The sequence below is a fragment of the Bradyrhizobium symbiodeficiens genome (assembly GCF_002266465.3).
In the GTDB taxonomy this organism is placed as follows: domain Bacteria; phylum Pseudomonadota; class Alphaproteobacteria; order Rhizobiales; family Xanthobacteraceae; genus Bradyrhizobium; species Bradyrhizobium symbiodeficiens.
In genome coordinates, this window is sequence record NZ_CP029427.2 from 1,499,619 (window position 1) to 1,517,096 (window position 17,478).

Annotated in this window: 15 protein-coding genes; 11 read left to right on the forward strand and 4 right to left on the reverse strand. The window is 63.3% G+C overall.

The annotated features are described in order from the left end of the window. Positions 1-78: 78 nt before the first annotated feature. The 3 genes from CIT39_RS07075 (at position 79) to CIT39_RS07085 (ending at position 4,193) form a co-directional block, all read left to right on the forward strand. A complete protein-coding gene (locus CIT39_RS07075) occupies positions 79-2,151 on the forward strand; it encodes a PQQ-dependent sugar dehydrogenase (protein WP_094973684.1) in 2,073 nt (690 codons plus the stop codon). After that, positions 2,108-3,049, forward strand: a complete 942-nt coding sequence (locus CIT39_RS07080; RefSeq protein WP_162308385.1) for an SMP-30/gluconolactonase/LRE family protein — start codon at positions 2,108-2,110, stop codon at positions 3,047-3,049. Before CIT39_RS07075 ends, CIT39_RS07080 begins: the two co-directional genes overlap by 44 nt. A gap of 118 nt (positions 3,050-3,167) precedes the next feature. Continuing rightward, positions 3,168-4,193: a histone deacetylase family protein gene (locus CIT39_RS07085; protein WP_094973686.1), complete on the forward strand. Its 1,026-nt coding sequence runs from the start codon at positions 3,168-3,170 to the stop codon at positions 4,191-4,193. Positions 4,194-4,212: 19 nt separating this feature from the next. Here the strand turns inward: CIT39_RS07085 and CIT39_RS07090 are convergent, their stop codons facing one another. Further along, positions 4,213-4,944 carry a 4'-phosphopantetheinyl transferase family protein gene (locus CIT39_RS07090; RefSeq protein ID WP_094973687.1) on the reverse strand — a complete coding sequence of 244 codons (732 nt, stop codon included), beginning with the start codon at positions 4,942-4,944 and terminating at the stop codon, positions 4,213-4,215. 609 nt (positions 4,945-5,553) lie between these two features. On the opposite strand from CIT39_RS07090, the gene CIT39_RS07095 reads away from it, so the two are divergent. Then, positions 5,554-6,504, forward strand: coding sequence for a DUF6492 family protein (locus CIT39_RS07095; protein WP_094973688.1), 951 nt, complete (start codon positions 5,554-5,556; stop codon positions 6,502-6,504). A 10-nt stretch (positions 6,505-6,514) separates the two neighbouring features. Here the strand turns inward: CIT39_RS07095 and CIT39_RS07100 are convergent, their stop codons facing one another. After that, complete coding sequence (locus tag CIT39_RS07100; RefSeq protein ID WP_094973689.1) at positions 6,515-7,582, reverse strand: endo-1,4-beta-xylanase; 1,068 nt, start codon at positions 7,580-7,582, stop codon at positions 6,515-6,517. A 320-nt stretch (positions 7,583-7,902) separates the two neighbouring features. Here CIT39_RS07100 and CIT39_RS07105 point away from each other — a divergent pair, with 320 nt between their 5' ends. Continuing rightward, a complete protein-coding gene (locus CIT39_RS07105) occupies positions 7,903-9,339 on the forward strand; it encodes a lipopolysaccharide biosynthesis protein (RefSeq protein WP_094973690.1) in 1,437 nt (478 codons plus the stop codon). A gap of 446 nt (positions 9,340-9,785) precedes the next feature. Then, positions 9,786-10,028 (forward strand): hypothetical protein, encoded by a 243-nt coding sequence (locus CIT39_RS07110; RefSeq protein ID WP_155526011.1) that lies wholly within the window; start codon positions 9,786-9,788, stop codon positions 10,026-10,028. Positions 10,029-10,352: 324 nt separating this feature from the next. On the opposite strand, the gene CIT39_RS07115 is transcribed toward CIT39_RS07110, so the two are convergent. Together CIT39_RS07115 and CIT39_RS07120 are read right to left on the reverse strand one after the other, a co-directional pair. Further along, on the reverse strand, positions 10,353-10,580 hold the full coding sequence (locus CIT39_RS07115; RefSeq protein WP_094973691.1) for a hypothetical protein: 228 nt from the start codon (positions 10,578-10,580) through the stop codon (positions 10,353-10,355). Between the two features lie 54 nt (positions 10,581-10,634). Then, positions 10,635-11,312 carry a Crp/Fnr family transcriptional regulator gene (locus tag CIT39_RS07120; RefSeq protein WP_094973692.1) on the reverse strand — a complete coding sequence of 226 codons (678 nt, stop codon included), beginning with the start codon at positions 11,310-11,312 and terminating at the stop codon, positions 10,635-10,637. 1,019 nt (positions 11,313-12,331) lie between these two features. Here CIT39_RS07120 and CIT39_RS07125 point away from each other — a divergent pair. The 5 genes from CIT39_RS07125 (at position 12,332) to CIT39_RS07145 (ending at position 17,385) form a co-directional block, all read left to right on the forward strand. After that, positions 12,332-13,564 (forward strand): branched-chain amino acid ABC transporter substrate-binding protein, encoded by a 1,233-nt coding sequence (locus tag CIT39_RS07125; protein WP_094973693.1) that lies wholly within the window; start codon positions 12,332-12,334, stop codon positions 13,562-13,564. Between the two features lie 120 nt (positions 13,565-13,684). After that, entirely contained in the window at positions 13,685-14,632 is a 948-nt protein-coding gene (locus CIT39_RS07130; RefSeq protein ID WP_094973694.1) for a branched-chain amino acid ABC transporter permease, read from the forward strand. After that, positions 14,629-15,936, forward strand: a complete 1,308-nt coding sequence (locus CIT39_RS07135) for a branched-chain amino acid ABC transporter permease (RefSeq protein ID WP_334273086.1) — start codon at positions 14,629-14,631, stop codon at positions 15,934-15,936. The genes CIT39_RS07130 and CIT39_RS07135 overlap by 4 nt, the downstream gene beginning before the upstream one ends. Continuing rightward, positions 15,917-16,690: an ABC transporter ATP-binding protein gene (locus CIT39_RS07140; protein WP_094973696.1), complete on the forward strand. Its 774-nt coding sequence runs from the start codon at positions 15,917-15,919 to the stop codon at positions 16,688-16,690. Before CIT39_RS07135 ends, CIT39_RS07140 begins: the two co-directional genes overlap by 20 nt. Beyond that, positions 16,690-17,385 carry an ABC transporter ATP-binding protein gene (locus tag CIT39_RS07145; protein ID WP_094973697.1) on the forward strand — a complete coding sequence of 232 codons (696 nt, stop codon included), beginning with the start codon at positions 16,690-16,692 and terminating at the stop codon, positions 17,383-17,385. The genes CIT39_RS07140 and CIT39_RS07145 overlap by 1 nt, the downstream gene beginning before the upstream one ends. The last annotated feature ends 93 nt before the right edge of the window (positions 17,386-17,478 follow it).

Consider the following 17,478-nt stretch of genomic DNA (forward strand, 5'->3'; position numbering starts at 1 on the left):
TCACAGACGAGTGATGTTCGACTGGACTGCGTTCGGGCGGCATGGAACAGCTTTTCGCGGGAAGTCTGAGGAGATGCCGTGAGCTACTTCACATCCAGGCGCGAACGCCGAAGCCTGCGCGCATGTGCAGGGATCTTGGCGGCGCTGCTTGGGCTCACCTCGGCGGCGGCGTCGGAGCCGCTCCGCCGCAGCGGCTATGCGATCGGCGCGGAAACCTGCGGCAGCGGCGATCTCGCTTTTCCCAGGATCCAGATCGACATGAAGGCCGGATTTTGCGCCGGGCTCGTCGCCAGCGAAGAGGATCGCCTCAAATTTCCGCGTGCGATCGTCCAGGTGCCCGGCCGCGAGCTGTTCGTGGTGGCCGACATGGGCGGCTGGGGCCATAGTGATGGACGACTGCTGCTGCTCGATCCGCGCGGGGCCCCGGGGCAGCGGTTCAAGGAATTGCTGACCGGCATCGAATATCCGTTCGGCCTGGCGATCGGGCCGGACAGGAAGCTGTACGCCTCGACCGCCGAGACCATCTTCCGCTTCGATCCGCTCGCCGACAATCCGCGCGGCACGGTCGAGACCATCATCCGTCACATGCCGGGCCGCCGGATCACGCTGCCCGACGGCACAAAGGTCGAGGAGAGCGCACATCCGCTCAAGCAGTTCGTCTTCGACAAAAACGGGCGGCTCTTCGTCAATGTCGGCTCGCACAGCGACGACTGCGTCACGCCGGCGCCGATCACAAAGCCTTGTGCCGCGGCCGAAGGAGCGTTCGCAATGGCGTCGATCTGGCTATTCACACCGCCAGCGAGCGGCGTTTTTCCGGCATTGACACCGAAGGATCCTGATCCGCCGCACGTCGTCTATGCCAGGGGCTTGCGCAACTCGATGGCGATGGCGCTGCATCCGAATTTTCCCGATGCCGGCTACGCCTTCCTGCAAGGCGAGAACAGCCGCGACTTGCCGGATATCTTCAAGCCGAACGAGGAGATCAACGCGATCGAGCCGGGCAGGCATTATGGCTGGCCCTATTGCTACGATCTGTCGACGCCGAGCCCGGAATTCAGAAACGTGCTTCAAGGCGGGGTCTACAAATCGCTCTGCACGGCCAACGCCCTCTACAAGCCGCCGCTCTCGCTGATGCCGCCGCACGGCGCGCCGCTCGCGATGCTCTATTATCACGGCAATAAATTCCCGGAGCTGGAGGGCAAGCTGCTGGTCGGTCTCCACGGCTATCGTCCGACCGGCAGCCGTGTCCTCGTCTACGATGTCGACGATCACGGTTTCCCCAAGCCTTCCCCGGCGCCGGTGCATTACCGCGTCAGCTGCGCCGCCGATCCGGCGCGCAGCTTTCAGACCGGCACTGGCGAGGTCGCCGCCGCGCCGTTCGATGAGCTGATCGCAGGCTGGCACCGCGTCAACGGCGCGCGGCCGCAAGGTGCGCCCGTCGGCATGATCGTTGCCGAGGACGGCGCGATCTGGCTGGTCGAGGACAAGAACCAGACGGTGATCCGCATCGATCGTGCCGCGGGTGATCCGCCGCCACCGCTGCCGTGCGATATGCGCAGCCAGGCGATGATCGACCAGCTCGCGGCTTTCGTCGCTGGGGATGCGCAGAACAACGCCCGGCTGATCACGCTGCGAAAAGGCCTCGTCGAGAAGCATTGCCTCGGCTGCCATTCGGATTTTGGTTTGAAGGGCGGCCTATCGGAGGCGGAGAAGGACGCGGCGGTGCTCCGCTTCATGCTTTCGCAGGACGGCTGGATCTATCCCGGCGATCCCGGCGCCGGCAGACTGCGCACGCGCCTGCGCGGCATCGGCGCCGGGAAGCTGATGCCGCCGGGCGGCGAGGGCCTGCCGAAGACCGAGCCCGGCTACGCGCGGCTGCTCGACACCATGGATGTGCTCGTCGCGACAATGGTTCCGGGCACACGGATGCGGATCAAGCCGGGACCACCGCAGCGCAAGTTCTTCGGCAAAACCAGCAAGGAATGCGGCGAAATACCGGCTGCGAAGGTCGTGGTCGTGACACAAAGGAACGCTGTAGACAAACCCGGCTTCAGCCGATTCTTCCGGCCGGCCGATCCCTATCTGAATGGCGAGTGCAGCGACGGCGATGGCTATTACATCCGGCAGGAATTTCTGGTGCCTGTGCAGTAGCGTCCTCATCGTCGTTGCGACGGCGTCCGCCCGAGCAGAGACGAAGCTGTTCGAGAGCGCGCAGGTGACGCCTCCCGGCGAATACACTCATGGCATCGAGGGTCCCGCGGCTGACCTCGAGGGCAATTTGTTCGTGGTCAATCTCGGCAAGCCCGGCACCATCGGTCGGCTGCCCGCCGGTGGCACCGCGTCGGAGCCGTTCACGGTGCTGCCCGAGGGCAGTGTCGGCAACGCCATCCGTTTCGATCGCAGCGGCACCATGTTCATCGCCGACTACAAGAAGCACAACATCTTCGCGATCGCGAAGGGGACGACCGAGCCGTCTCTCTGGTTTCACTCCGACGAGATGAACCAGCCCAACGACATCACGGTCGCGCGCGAGGGCACGATCTATGCGAGCGATCCGAACTGGAAGGGCCGGGAAGGCCATATCTGGCGGATCGCGAAGGCCGCCGACGGTACGGTACAGGGACAGATCATGTCGGCGCCGCGTGCGATGGGCACCACCAACGGCATCGATCTCAGCCCCGACGGCAAGACGCTCTATGTCGGGGAATCCAGCAACGGCCAGATCTGGTCCTATGCGATCAACGGCAGCGAGCTCTCTGCCGCAAAACTCGTCAAGGCGTTTCAGCCCGACACCGTCGACGGACTGCGCACCGATATTGCCGGCCGGCTCTATGTCGCGCGCATTCTCAAGGGCACGATCGCGCTGATGAAGCCGAATGGCGCGGTCGAGCGGGAGATCGCGCTGAAGGCCAAGGAGCCGACCAATCTCGCCTTCGGCGGCAGCGACGGCAAGACGGTCTTCGTCACCCAGCGCCAGGGCGGCTTCATCGAGTCCTTCCGCACCGATCAGCCGGGTCGCGAGCATTGCCTGCAGCGCGGGCGCTGCTGAGCCCCGATCTGCTTCCGTCGCAGGGCGAGACGGCATTCTTCTTGCTTGCATCTGGCCGCCGCAACGATCAAGACGTCTGTGGCACCGCCTGAACAGCATGCAAGCACGGAGTGTTTGAGTGAAAGCCGTCCATACCGAACTGCACCGCAGCCACGATCCGCAATTCTTCCTGGTCCGCGGTGTCGTCAAGCGCACCACCGAGCAGCCGGAGCGCGCCGACCGCCTGCTGAAGGGCTTGAAGGACGGCAAGCACCAGCTGGTCGAGCCGACCACATTCGGACAGGGGCCTCGCGCGCGCATTCACAGTCCGGAATATCTGTCGTTCCTGAGCGAAGCCTGGGACGCCTGGACCGCGCTCGGCGATTCCGGTCCGGAGATGATCGGCAACATCCATCCGGTGCGCCATGCCGCGACCTATCCGACCCATATCGTAGGCCGACTCGGCTGGCATACCGCCGACACCGCGGCGCCGATCGGCCCGGGCACCTGGGCTGCGGCATGCGCAGCGACCGACGTTGCGGCCACGGCCGCGCAGATGGTGATGGATGGCGAGGATGCGGTCTACGCGCTCTGCCGTCCGCCCGGTCATCACGCCTATCGCGACATGGCCGGCGGCTTCTGCTTCCTCAACAACAGCGCGATCGCTGCCGCGCATCTGCGGCAGAAGCACGAGCGCGTCGTGATTCTCGACGTCGACGTCCATCACGGCAACGGCACCCAAGGCATCTTCTACGCCCGGCCCGACGTCTACACAGTGTCGATCCACGCCGATCCCGTTGCCTACTATCCTTATGTGTGGGGCTATGCGCATGAGCGCGGCGAGGGACCCGGCCTCGGCACCAATCTCAACATCCCGCTCGCGATCGGTACCGGCGATGACAGCTACATCCAGGCGATGGACGTCGCGCGCAAGGCGATCGAGTCCTTTGCCCCCGGCGCGCTCGTGATCGCGCTCGGCTTGGATGCCTCCGAACACGATCCGCTCAAGGGCCTCGCCGTGACCACGCCGGGCTTCCGCCGCATCGGCCAGGCCATCGCCAGGATGGGCCTGCCGACCGTGTTCGTGCAGGAGGGCGGTTATCTCTCGGATATTCTGGGGGCGAACCTGACCTCGGTGCTGGCGGGATTCGAAGAGGCGCGGTGAGGCCGCGTCCGCGGCGGCGTCATTCAGCCGCTTCCTGGAGCGGCCAGGCATTGCGGCTGATGGGAAGGCCACCGTCCGCACGGGAGCCGTCGGCGATCGCGAGGCGATGCGAGGGCGAGGGCGAGCACAGCGAGAAGCGCCAGCCGTCGGGATCGTCGGCGATATCGGGCTTGAAGCTGATCTCGATGGCCTCGTGCGAGACCTGCATCGCGAAGGCGTCGAGCGGCAAATTGAGCCCGAAGCCCCTGGCCTTCAGATAGGCTTCCTTGAGTGTCCAATAGTCGAAGAAGCGCTCGGTCGCAGCCGGCTCCGGCAGTGCGCGCAGCGTTTCGATCTCCTCCGGCGCAAAGAAGCGAAGCGCCGTGGACAGCGGGGCCACCCGCCGCGACACGGTTTCGACGTCGACGCCGACGGATTCATGCCGCGACACGACGCAGGCGACGCAGCCGTCGGCGTGGGACAGGCTGAAGTGCAGAGCGCTCGATGTCACGGGCGCTGCGACAAACGGCCGCCCGTAGCGGCCGGCTGCAAAGGACCAGTCCGACGGCGCGACGTTGGAGGCGATCTGCGACAGCGCCAGGCGCAGCATCGCGTGCGCGAAAATATATTGCCGTCGATGCCGCTCGAACATGAAGCGATCGGCACGGATCCGTTCATCGACCGAGAGCAGCCGCCGGCACTCCTCGACCGCGCCCGGCGCATCAATGGATTCGATCAATCCGACAAAGAGTTCAATTCTGTCGTTCGCCATCAATTGGGCCTTTAGCGCCAGGCCCGGGGGCAAATCCCCGGTCCCGACGGAAGAAACAACTGAGCAAGAATCAACCACGCAGACCGCTTCTAGCGATCCACCGGGGCGAATTCTTGTCGATTTTCAGGCCGGTTTACAGGCGCAAGCTTGTGCGAGACCCCAGGCTCGACCCGCGAGCGGCCCATCTTTCGGAAAGTGAAGCCTGACGATTCCTGCGCGCCGCGGCCGATGAAGCCTACTTCTTCTCGGCAACCAGTATTTTTGGGAGACCCTTGCGATCCTCGTCGCCCAACGATGTACTCTTGAAAAATTCAATCACACCCATAACGACCCCCCAGTCGAAAATATTCGTCCAAATCAAAACGCAGGAACAATCTTGCGCGGTGGCGCCAAATAATCAAGCTGCAACTGGGTCATTCACAGCTTTGGCGGGTGAACCCCGTAATCATCCGCGATGGCCGAGAGCTCCGTCGCTTCAGCCGAGCGTGGTCCGAACGGTGCCGCCGGATGGCTAACGCATCGTTTCATTTTACCTTGATTGCGAATGGACGTATCCAATGCATGCCGACGCCGCTATGAGTACGGCCTGATGGCCATTTGAGCGCGCCCATGCATTCCGTTGCCCTGCTGACTGCCAGCTATGCCAAGGATATCGAACGCTTTTCGCTGCTCAGCGAGAGCATCGACACCTGGCTCACCGGATACACGCGGCATTATGTTCTCGTTAACGATGAGGATTTGCCGCTGTTCGCGCGGTTCGCGTCCGACAAGCGGGTCATCGTTCCGGCCTCGCGCTATTTGCCGAAATGGCTGTTCGCGCTGCCGCCGGCGCTCCAGTTCATCAGCAAGCGGCGGGTCTGGCTGTCGCTGCTGTCGTCGCCGGTGCATGGCTGGCACATCCAGCAGATCCTGAAGATCGTCGGCGTCCTCAATGCGCCCGAGCAGCGCGTCTGCATCCTGGATTCGGACAATCTGTTCTTCCGCGAATTCGACGTCGGCCAATATGCCGGCGCCGAGAAGACGCCGCTGTTCGTCACGCCGAAGGACATCGGCGCCGATCACCCCTTGCATGGGTTGTGGCTGCGCACCGTCGATCAGCTTCTCGGCATCAAGGAGCGCTCGTTCCCTGCCGACGATTACGTCGGCAACGCGCTGGTCTGGGACAAGGGCACCGCGCGTGCGATGACCGATGCCATCAAGTCGGCGACCGGCTTGAACTGGGTTCTGGCGCTGTGCCGGAAGAAGAAGTTCTCGGAATATCTGATGTACGGCCACTTCGTCGCGAACTCGCCCGAGCACCTGGCCGCCCATCGGGTCACCGAAGACAGCATCGCGGTCTCGCATTGGGACGACACGCCGCTCGACCGTCCGGCCATCGAAGCGCTGATGCGCGCCGCGAGGCCCGAGCAGGTCGCGCTCTGCATCCAGTCCTATTCGTCGACCTCGGTCGATGACATCCGCGACGTGTTCCGGCTCAGCTCGCGCGATCGCCGCGCTCCGAGCCTTGCACCCGACCATATCGACGACGCGGCCGAGTTCGAGTTAAAGGCGCGCAGCTAAGCTCGCGCCTTCACGCGTCCTTTGTGAACTTGCTGATCACGTCCATGAACGGCTTCGGTTTGAACTCGCCGTCGAGCGGCAGCGGGCGGTTCGGCTGCTTGTCCGCGCGGGCAAAGGTGCCGTTGATCCAGCTGTAGCGGTCCGAGAGGCCCCAGGTCAGGATCGAGCGGACCGGTCCGCTGGTCGAGATCGCCGTCAGCAGGTCATTGACGCGCTTGGCGACGATGGCGTCGCGCTCCGCCGGATTGCCCGTCAGCTTCTGGTCGTCGACGTCGAGCTCGGTGACATAGACCTCAAGGCCCCACGAGCGCAGCTCGGTTACGAACTCGGCCAGCCCATGGGTGTCGATCTCGAGCTCGGCATGGAGGTGCGATTGCAGCCCCACGGCGTGAAGCGGAACGCCCTGGTCGAGCAGGTCCATGATCAGGTGACGATAAGCCGCGCGCTTGGCAATGAAGGAGTCCTTGGCGGACTCGATGTCATATTCGTTGATCGCGAGCTTGACGAAGGGATCGGCTGCAGCCGCCGTGCGGAAGGCCAGCGGAATCCAGCTCTGGCCGAGATGCTGGGTCCAGAACGTGTCGCGCCGGTCCTTCGGGCTGCGGGGATTGTCCGGGATCGGCTCGTTGACGACGTCCCACGACGTCAACTTGTCCTTGTAGTAGGAGACGACGGTGCCGATGTGATCGACATAGGCGCGCTCGACGCCCCTGGTGTCTTTGATCTGCTTGGCCCAATCCGGAATGTCGTGATACCAGGCCAGCGCGTGGCCGCGCATCGTCAGGTCGTTGTCCCTTGCGAAATCCAGGATCGCATCGGCGCGCTCGAAATTGAACGTGTGCGCGTTCGGCCGCAGCATCGGCCATTTCAGTTCGAGCACCGGCACCACCTGGGTGCAATAGGTGCTGACGGCTTCGCCGAGCCTGGGATCGGCTTGCAGGTCCCAGAGCGTGGCCGCCGCGCCGAACCCCTGATGGCGCTGCGCCAGCTTCGACGCCGGCGCCGCCGACACGGATGCGCCTGCCGCGAGTGCCGCGGCGCCGCCAAGGAGAAATTCGCGTCTGTCGAGCCTGATCACGGCAGTCCTTTTTCGAGCCAACGCACCATCGTACCAAGCGTTGCCCCATGACGCCGGGGTTTCGTCTCGTGGGGTTAACTTCCGCCGTCTGCAGGTCATGGTTTCCTTCCATGATCGCGCCTTGCCGTTCGGGGAAGGGCAAATTTAACGCTAACGCGCGAAAGCGGCTTCAGAGCTTCATTCGCCGCACGATCTGCAGACTTATGTGACACTCTTGAGCGATGCTGCGGCGCATTCGCTCGCCCCGCCAAGGCCCCCTTTCAAGGCCGATCCATGAACGGCCGTCACACTCGCAAGACCGCCGCCGGTCCCGTGCTCGCATGCTGAACCGCCATTTCTCGATTTATCTCGTCGCCTACATCCTGCCTGCGGCGGTGGGCTTCTTCGCGGTCACGGCCTATACGCGGCTGCTGACGCCGTCCGAGTACGGCGTCTATGTCGTCGGCATCAGCCTCGCCGGCATCCTGGGTGCGATCTTCTTCGCCTGGATCAAGCTGTCGGTGTCGCGCTATCAGGCGATGTCGTCGGAGGTGGATTTTCGCGGCACGGCAATGGTGGCTTTCGGGCTCACCGTCGCGGTGCTCTGCGCCACGACTCCGCTGGTCTTCCTGTTCCGCAGCGACCTCAGTGTCGAACTGCTGCTCGCCAGCATGTTCGTCGCGATCATGGCCAATGCGGTCGATGTCGGTCAGGAGTTCGAGCGCGCCAAATTGCGTCCCTACCGGTTTGCCGCGATCTCGATCGTGCGCAGCGTGTCGGGCGTCGGCTTCGGCCTGCTCGGCATCTGGCTCGGCTGGGGTGGGTTGGGGCTGCTCGCAGCGTTCGGCCTGGGATCGCTCACCGGCATCATCCTGAACCTCGTCGGCGACCGCACCAAAATCGCACGCTTCGAGCGCAGCCAGTTCATGCAGCTGGCCCGCTACGGCTTGCCGCTGACGCTGGCCGGGCTCTCCGTTGCCGTCTATTCGGCGTGCGACCGGCTGATCGTTGCCTATCTGCTCGGCAAGGATGCCGCCGGCATCTTCGGCGTCGCCGCAGACCTGCCGCGCCAGTTCATGGTCATGATCGCTTCCAGCGTCGCCGCGGCCACCGTGCCGCTGGTGTTCCGGTCATTGTCCGAGAATAACAAGGAGACGACGCGGGAGCGGCTGACCGAAAGCCTCGAGCTGTTGCTCGTCGTCGTCACGCCCGTTGCGATCTGGCTCGCGCTTGCAGCGGATCAGGTCGCCGGCACGCTCGTCGGCGTCGACTTCCGCGCCGGTGTGTCGGCGCTGCTGCCGACCCTGGTGCTGGCCCGCTTCTTCGGTATCGCCAATCAGTTCTACGTGCAGATCAGCTTCCAGCTCGCCGAGCGGCCCTTCATGCTGGCGGCGCAATCCTTCCTCACCCTGGTGCTGAGCGTGGCGTTGATGTTCGCGCTGGTCGGAAGCTACGGTCTCCTTGGTGCCGCGCTGGCGACGCTGGCGACCGAGGCGATCGGCTTCCTCGTCGCAATCGTGCTGATGCACCGGGCCCACCCCGTGCCGTTCGATTTCAACCGGCTCGCCGGCATCGCAATATCGGCTGCGGCGATGGCGGGAACGATCCTGCTGGCGCGATCGCAAACCGGCGGCACCGGCCTCATGGCACTGATCGTCGTGAGCCTTGCGGGCGGTTGCGCCTATGCCGCCGTGGCGTGGCTTCTCAATGTCGCCCAGGTGCGGACGCTGTCGCTGCGCGTCTTGCGGAACTTCAACCGGAAGGCGCTGGGCGTGTAGCGGAGATGCCCGCCGAGCGAGATGCAGGCCGAGGCGGGCGGGGTTCAAGGCGGAAGAGAACCTCTCCTCGAGAGCAATATTGACCAGTAACTTCGGACCCGGCGGTCCATGCTGGCCTTATCACCGCCCCTCATCGGCAATCTTCGGTGACTGAGAGTGCTGTAGTGCTCTCGCCTGATCCGAGGTGCACCGCATGCATTTGCAACATTCGCACACATACAGTTCTCCACCTGCATCAGCCCAAGGTCCGCACTGTCGTTGGTGCGGCGAACCAATGAGCTTTTGGAGGATCCCCGGTCTATCCGCCTTCGGGATCGGAACATTCGGGTGCGCCGGGTGCCAACGAGCTTACTCCGCCGCAATCGAAACAGATCCGATGACATCGGCCGCCGTTCTCTGGATGGACAGCCAAGGTTTGCGGCCACCGACTTGAGCGAGTCCCCCAAATGGAAGATCTGGAAGACTACATCCATCGCGAAAACCTCAAAATCTTCAAGCGGGAGATCGGTCTGGAAAGAGACGCCGTCCGGCGGCGATGGCTCTTGAAGCGTCTGGCCGAGGAAGAAGCGAAGGGCCGGGCCGCGACTTGGCAGGCGGCCGCCGGGAGTACCTCCCCAGGGGCCCCAAAGGGGGAATGTTTGGTGAGCGATACGTACTCAATACCCGAGGAAACCGTGCCGGCGTCGTGAACGGCGCGTCGATTTTTGATCTCTCGGGCAAGAAAGTTTACGATCTTCGGGGGAACAGCATCTACCGCCTCTCGGGCGAGTTGGTCGGCCATACGCTCGGCGCCTTGGGCTCCGACAAGCATCTGGATCGCGACGGCGAAGCGCTGCTAACGGCCCCGGGATCGCCGGAGCCTGAAGAGCTTGGAATCGTCCTGCGCCGCAAAGGCAGCCATCCGCCACCTTGCGGAAGCAAGACGCCTGCGCCGGATCATCTCCGACACCCCGTCCGATCGCCTCAAGAAGAGGTGATCTGTCGTCCCTGGCGGGGCCCGGTCGACCAGAAATCTATTTCAGCGGCGACCGCACCCTGGTCGCAGCATCGTAGACCAGGATCTGCAGCATCGGGAATCTGCCGAGCAACTCGGTGCCGGCTGCCCGCGCAGCCGCTTCGCTTTCATGACGGGTCTTGAAGTGGCCGTCGACGATAAGCGAGAAGCCATCGGCCGGGGCTACATCGGCTCTTTGAATCGTTCTCGGCTCGATCTCTTCGACTTGCATGGTCGGCCTTTTCATGAGGTGCCTTCAATCGTTGCAGGAGATGGCTCGAGGCCCTCGCCTTCAGTCGCTTCAGTCGTCCCTCACGATCTCAGGCTTGTCGTACAAGACCGCGTTCAGGAGGGAACTGTGAACCTCGATCTTGCCGTTGTAGGAGATGAAGCCGAGCTTGCGAAACTTGTTCATGAAAAAGCTGACGCGGGATCGGGTTGTCCCGATCATCTCCGCGAGCGTCTCCTGGCTGACCTTCGCCGAGATGGGTTGAGTGGCGCCGTCCGTGCCGAAATTCGCCAGTAGCAGCAGCAGACGCGCAAGCCGCTTCTCGCTCGAATTGAACAATTGGTCGATCAGATCTTCTTCGATGCGGCTGTTTCGACTGAGCAGATACGCCATGAACAATTCGGAGAACTTTGGTTCGGCCCTGAGTACGACGAGCATCGCTGATTTCGCGATGGACGTGATCAGACATTGCTCCATCGCCACCGTCGTCGAAATCCGCAAGGGATGGCCGTTCAGGCAGCCCTCGCCGAAGAATTGTCCGGGCTCCATGATTCCGACCACGGCCTCCTTGCCCTGTTCGGAGACAACGAGAACCTTGATCCGGCCTTTTTGAAGGTAGAAAACAGCATCCGCGGCGTCGCCTTGCGAGAACACGACCTGGTTCTTGTCGAACTTCAATATGGCTTTGCCCTGGCCGACCTTGGCGAGGAAGAGTTTTGGATCGAACGCGCTTTTCGCCGCCTTTGGCATGATGTCGTTAAAACCTGATGTGAGAGTTCGAGCCTAGCAGGGCTTGGCGGGGCAAGTTAGGCAAATCTCGGTTCCGCCTCGGGCTCGCCCCTGATCCCTATCGGGCAATTTCGGCCGGTCGCCAGGCGACTTGCGTGCGCTCAATGCCGCAGCACAGTCTGGTGCCGGCCCTTCATGAGCGCGGCGTCCAGCTCCGTCTGGCTGATCGCGTAGGACTGGATCAGCAGTTGCGAGGCAGACCTCGCGGGCATTTGATGCAGCGTCTCCACGCGCCGATAGGCGATTCTCGACAACCCTTCGATCTGCTCCTCATCGGTGAGGACGACATATTCACCGGCGGGCGATCGCCCTCCACGTCCCGAAGGACGAACGGATTGGCGAACGAAACGGTGGTCCGCGTTGTTCTGATGGCTGCTACCTTACGCGCTCTGCCTCGCGGCTATTTGGTCGATCTCATCGGATCGTCAAGGGATATCTTGCGAATGTTCCCGCACTTGGAGCACTCGAAGATTCTAAGATCGGGTCCGTCACGAGACGCCCCGACGTGGATCAGCATCATTCGGCTCTGGCAGGCCGGGCACAGCGGTCGTGGTATCGGAATCAACGTCGGTTCTGGACGACTATAGACCTCGGACATATGAAGGTACTCCCCATATGGCGGGGGATGCTGGATCCGAAGCCGCCGCCGATGACAGCCGATTCCGGCCGCGTGGCGGCAAGCATGCCGCGCCATGCTATCCGCCTCTGTTCAATATTGCTCACATTGTCGGAATCGCCGGCAATGAGATCCGCGCGATACGTCGTCCGAACCACGCCACGATTGCCGTCCTATTTTCTTGCCGCGGAAAGCTCCTGGAAGGGTTCAGGCAGCCGCTTTATTTCATGGCCCGGGCGGGAGCCATGTTCGGTTGTGCTTGATAAACGGAGGTCATTCTGCTCATAAGAGGCTGAAATTGCGCTGCAACACGCGCAAAAGAACCCATCGACTAAAGTCGATGGCCAGCGAGGAAACGAAAAGAATGCGCAAGCTCACTTTGGCCATTGCCGTGATTGCCCCGATGCTCGGCCAGGCCGCCTCGGCCGAGGACACCATCAAGATCGGCTACATCGATCCGCTCTCCGGCGGCGGTGCCAGCGTCGGCGAGGGTGGCCTGAAGACCTTTCAGTATCTGGCCGACGAGATGAACGCCAAGGGCGGCATCCTCGGCAAGAAGATCGAGATCGTCGGTCTCGACAACAAGACAAATCCGCAGGAAAGCCTGGTGCAGGCCCAGAAGGCGATCGACTCGGGGGTCCGCTTCATTACGCAGGGCAACGGTTCGTCGGTCGCCGCGGCGCTCTCGGACTTCGTCACCAAGAACAACACGCGCAATCCCGGCAAGGAAGTCCTGTATTTCAACTATGCCGCCGTCGATCCGAGCCTGACCAACGACAAATGCAGCTATTGGCATTTCCGCTGGGATGCGGGCTCCGACATCAAGATGGAAGCGCTCACCAACTACATGAAGGGCACCCCGTCGATCAAAAAGGTGTACCTGATCAACCAGGATTATTCTTTCGGCCAGTCGGTGCGCACCGATGCGCGCAAGATGTTGGGCGCCAAGCGTCCTGACGTCCAGATCGTCGGCGACGAGCTGCATCCGCTGCTCAAGGTCACCGACTTCTCGCCCTACATCGCCAAGATCAAGGCCTCCGGGGCCGACAGTGTCGTCACCGGCAATTGGGGCCAGGACATCGCGCTGCTTCTCAAGGCCGCGGCCGATGCGGGCCTGAAGGTCAACTGGTACACTTATTATGCCGGCGGCGCCGGTGGCCCGACCGCGATCAAGCAGACGGGCCTCGACCACCAGGTCTTCCAGATCACCGAAGGCTTCGCGAACTCAGGCAACCAGTCGGCGATGGACTTCGAAAAGACGTTCCGTGCCAAGGTCGGCCTCTCGCTGTGGTATCCGCGTGCGGTCAACGAGATGCGCATGTTCAAGGCGGCAGCCGAGAAGGCCAATTCGATCGATCCCGTGAAGGTCGCGGCGGCGCTCGAGGACCTGAAGTTCGAGGTTCTCGACGGCGGCCAGGGCGTCATGCGCAAGGACGACCACCAGTTCTTCCAGCCGATCTACATCTCCTCCTTCGGCAAACTCGCCGCCAACGAGCCGTTCGACGAGGAAAACACCGGCTGGGGCTGGCATCTGGTCTCCAAGGTCGACACCGCGCAGGCGATGGTCTCCACGACCTGCAAGATGACGCGGCCGTAATCACCTGGCCCATCGCTCTCCCGCGGCCGTCACCGGTCGCGGGAAGGCGGCGGGCGGAAGGCCTTTGATTGGACGACATTCACCCGGGGCCATCAGGCCCCGGCCAGAGACGAGTGCGCTGTGCTTGAACTCATTGTCATTTCGACCCTGAACGGCGTGCTGTTCGGCATGCTGCTCTTCCTGCTGTCGAGCGGGCTCACCGTCATCTTCAGCATGATGGGCGTGCTCAACTTCGCCCATGCCAGCTTCTACATGCTCGGCGCCTTCTTCGGCTTCCAGCTCACCAAATGGATCGGCTTCTGGCCGGCACTGGTGCTGGCGCCGTTGCTGGTCGGCGCCATCGGCATGGCCGTGGAGCGCTACGGCCTGCGCAACACCCACAAGCACGGCCATGTCGCAGAACTGCTACTGACGTTCGGCCTCGCGTTTGCGATCGAAGAGATCGTGTCGATGATCTGGGGCAAGAGCCCGGTCGACTACCGCGTGCCGACGCTGCTCGACTTCCCGGCTTTCACGATCTTCTCGACCAATTATCCCGCCTACAAGCTCTTCATGCTGGCCGTCTCGATCGTGATCTTCGTCGCGCTGCTGATCGTGCTCAAGCGCACCCGCGTCGGCCTGATCGTGCAGGCGGCCCTGACGCATCCGCATATGGTTGGCCATCTCGGCCACAATGTCGGGCGCGTGTTCATGGCGGTGTTCGGCGTCGGCAGCGCGCTCGCGGGCCTTGCCGGTGTCATTGCCGGTCCTGCGCTGGTGACACAGTCCGACATGGCCGCGGCGCTCGGCCCGATCCTGTTCGTGGTGATCGTGTTCGGCGGGCTCGGCTCCTTGCCTGGCGCTTTCATTGCCTCGCTCGTCATCGGCCTGGTGCAGACTTTTGCGGTGGCGCTTGACGGCTCGCTCGCGAGTGCCTTCGGCCCGCTCGATCCGTCGGCCGGGCCCTCCGTTCTCACCGACATCTGGAACGTCACCATCGCCCAGGTCGCGCCGATCGTGCCTTATCTGCTGCTGGTGATCATTCTGATCGTACGCCCCATGGGCCTGATGGGGACACGCGAGTCATGAACGCCAAGGTGACCCCGAGCTCGACTTCGACATCGAAGCCTGCCGGTGACGGCCTGCGCTTCTACGGCGTCTGGCTGCTCGGCATCGCCGCGCTGATCGGCCTGCCGATGGTCTTCTCCTCCGGCGGCTCGCTGACAACGTTCAGCCTGATCGGCATCGCGATCGTCTTTGCGCTGTCCTACAACATCCTGCTCGGCCAGACCGGCCTGCTGTCGTTCGGTCATGCCGTGCATTACGGCCTTGGCGGCTTCGCCGCCTGCCACATGATGAATGCGGTCGTCGCGCACAAATGGCCGATCCCGCTGCCGTTCATCCCGCTATTCGGGGGGCTCGGCGGCCTCGTGTTCGCAATCATCATCGGCTGGGTGATGACCAAGCGTGCCGGCACCGTGTTCGCGATGATCTCGCTCGGCATCGGTGAATTGGTGGCGTCGTCCTCGCTGATCCTGCGCTCGGTGTTCGGCGGCGAATCCGGCATCACCACGGACCGCACCGCGCTGCCGAAGATATTCGGCTGGTCGTTCGGCCCGCAGCTTCAGGTCTATTACCTCATCGCGTTCTGGCTGGTGTTGTCGGCGATCGCGATGTACGCGCTGACCCGCACGCCGCTCGGGCGGATCAGCAACGCCGTCCGCGACAATCCTGAACGCGTCCAGTTCATCGGCTACGATCCCCACGTCGTCCGCTATCTCGCCTTCTGCTTTGCCGGCTTCTTCGCCGGTGTCGCCGGTGGACTGGCCGCGATCAATTTCGAGATCGCGAACTCCGCCTATCTCGGCGCGATCCAGTCGGGCCTCGTGCTGTTCTCGACCTTCATCGGCGGCACCGCCTATTTCTTCGGGCCGATCCTGGGCGCGATCCTGGTGACCTACCTGCAGCTCGGGCTGACCAGCGTCACCAGCGTCTGGCAGCTCTATTTCGGCATCATCTTCATCGGCATCGTGATGTTCTCGCCCGGCGGCATTGCCGGCCTCCTGATGATGCACCGGCCGCTGGTTCGCGCGGGTACGCTTCGGACGGTGATTCCGTCCTATCTCGTCGCAATAGTGCCGACGCTGGCGCTGGCCTGCGGCGTCATCCTGACCATCGAGACGGTTGCGCGCTATTCCGGCGGCGAGGCCATCAACCTGTTCGGCGTCGGCTTCAAGCCGCAATCGCCGGTGACATGGATCGTCGCTGCGGTTCTCTTGGTCGGCGGCGGTTTCGTCGCACGGCTGGCCTGGGGGCGGATCGCGGAGGCGTGGGACAGGGCTGCGACGGTCGCCCGTGACCGGGGTATCTGGCATGAGCGGAGCGGTATCTGAAAATCGCGCGGCAGCCATCGAAGTCCGCGCCGTCGAAAAGCGCTTCGGCAATGTCGGCATCATCCGCGACCTCAATCTGAGCGTCGCGCAGGGTGAGCGTCACGCCGTCATCGGCCCGAACGGTGCCGGCAAGTCGACGACGTTCAACCTGATCAGCGGTCATATCAAGCCGACCTCGGGTGAGGTGAAGCTGAACGGCGAGGTGATCTCGGGCTTGCAGCCGTTCGAGATCAATCGGCGCGGCCTGTCGCGCTCGTTCCAGGTCACGAATGTGTTCGCGCGGATGTCGGTCTGGGAGAACGTGCGCTGCGCCGTGCTGTGGGCGACCGGGCATCGCTATGCCTTCTGGAAGAACGTCGACAGCCTGCCCGAAGTGCGCGAGCGCACCGCGAAGATCCTGGACGACATCCATCTTACCCATCGGCGCGACGTTCCGGCCGGTCTTCTGACCTATGCCGAGCAGCGCGAGCTCGAGATCGGCATCACCATCGCGAGCGGTGCGACCGTCATCATGCTGGACGAGCCGACCGCCGGCATGAGCAACGCCGAAACGGAGCGCGCCGTGGCGCTGATCCGGCGGCTGACCGAGGGCAAGACCCTCGTCATCGTCGAGCACGACATGAGCGTCGTATTCGGCCTCGCCGATCGCATCTCGGTTCTGGTCTACGGCCACATCATCGCATCAGGCACGCCGGAAGAGATCCGGCGCGACCCGAAGGTCAAGGAAGCCTATCTCGGCGAGGAGGCACACTGATGCTCGAGGTCAGGGATCTCCACGCCTATTACGGCAAGAGCCACATCCTTCAGGGCGTCGATCTCGACGTCGCCGCGGGTGAAGTCGTAAGCCTGCTCGGCCGCAACGGCGTCGGGCGCTCGACGACGGTCAAGGCCATCATGGGCGAGGTGGCCCCGCAGGGGACGATCCGCTTCAAGGGCAAGGACATCGTCGGGCTGCCGAGCCACAAGATCGCGCGGCTCGGGCTCGGCTATGTGCCCGAACATCGCGACATCTTTCCGAGCCTCACGGTTCGTCAGAACCTCCTGCTCGGCATCAAGGATACGCGCCGTCCCGGCAAGTGGCGGCTGCAGGACATGCTCGACATGTTCCCCAATCTCGCCGCGCGCGCCGATACGGCCGCGGGCGTGCTGTCCGGCGGCGAAAAGCAGATGTTGACGACGTGCCGGACGCTGATGGGGGATCCTGACCTCATCATGATCGACGAACCCACCGAAGGCCTCGCGCCGCTGATCGTCCAGCAGGTCGGCGATCTCATCGCGCGGATCGCACAAGCGGGCGTTGCCATTCTGCTGGTCGAGCAGAAGCTGTCGATCGCGATGCGCATCTCCAAGCGTGTCTACATCATGGGCCACGGCCGCGTCGTGTTCGAGGGCACGCCCGACGAACTCAAGGCAAATGCCGCCGTGCGGCAGGAATGGCTCGAGGTCTGACGCTCACATCCACGTGACGTGCGCGCACCCTATGACCGCTGCGCGATGCGCATACGCATCTGAATTCTTCGCTACATCTCCCGCGCCCTATTC

What these genes read in the sequence shown, in the direction of transcription:
- CIT39_RS07080 (WP_162308385.1), top strand. Translation starts at nt 2,108, where the DNA reads ATGGCTATTACATCCGGCAGGAATTTCTGGTGCCTGTGCAGTAGCGTC.
- CIT39_RS07090 (WP_094973687.1), bottom strand. Translation starts at nt 4,944, where the DNA reads ATGGCGAACGACAGAATTGAACTCTTTGTCGGATTGATCGAATCCATT.
- CIT39_RS07095 (WP_094973688.1), top strand. Translation starts at nt 5,554, where the DNA reads ATGCATTCCGTTGCCCTGCTGACTGCCAGCTATGCCAAGGATATCGAA.
- CIT39_RS07105 (WP_094973690.1), top strand. Translation starts at nt 7,903, where the DNA reads ATGCTGAACCGCCATTTCTCGATTTATCTCGTCGCCTACATCCTGCCT.
- CIT39_RS07110 (WP_155526011.1), top strand. Translation starts at nt 9,786, where the DNA reads ATGGAAGATCTGGAAGACTACATCCATCGCGAAAACCTCAAAATCTTC.
- CIT39_RS07115 (WP_094973691.1), bottom strand. Translation starts at nt 10,580, where the DNA reads ATGAAAAGGCCGACCATGCAAGTCGAAGAGATCGAGCCGAGAACGATT.
- CIT39_RS07120 (WP_094973692.1), bottom strand. Translation starts at nt 11,312, where the DNA reads ATGCCAAAGGCGGCGAAAAGCGCGTTCGATCCAAAACTCTTCCTCGCC.
- CIT39_RS07125 (WP_094973693.1), top strand. Translation starts at nt 12,332, where the DNA reads ATGCGCAAGCTCACTTTGGCCATTGCCGTGATTGCCCCGATGCTCGGC.
- CIT39_RS07135 (WP_334273086.1), top strand. Translation starts at nt 14,629, where the DNA reads ATGAACGCCAAGGTGACCCCGAGCTCGACTTCGACATCGAAGCCTGCC.
- CIT39_RS07140 (WP_094973696.1), top strand. Translation starts at nt 15,917, where the DNA reads ATGAGCGGAGCGGTATCTGAAAATCGCGCGGCAGCCATCGAAGTCCGC.
- CIT39_RS07145 (WP_094973697.1), top strand. Translation starts at nt 16,690, where the DNA reads ATGCTCGAGGTCAGGGATCTCCACGCCTATTACGGCAAGAGCCACATC.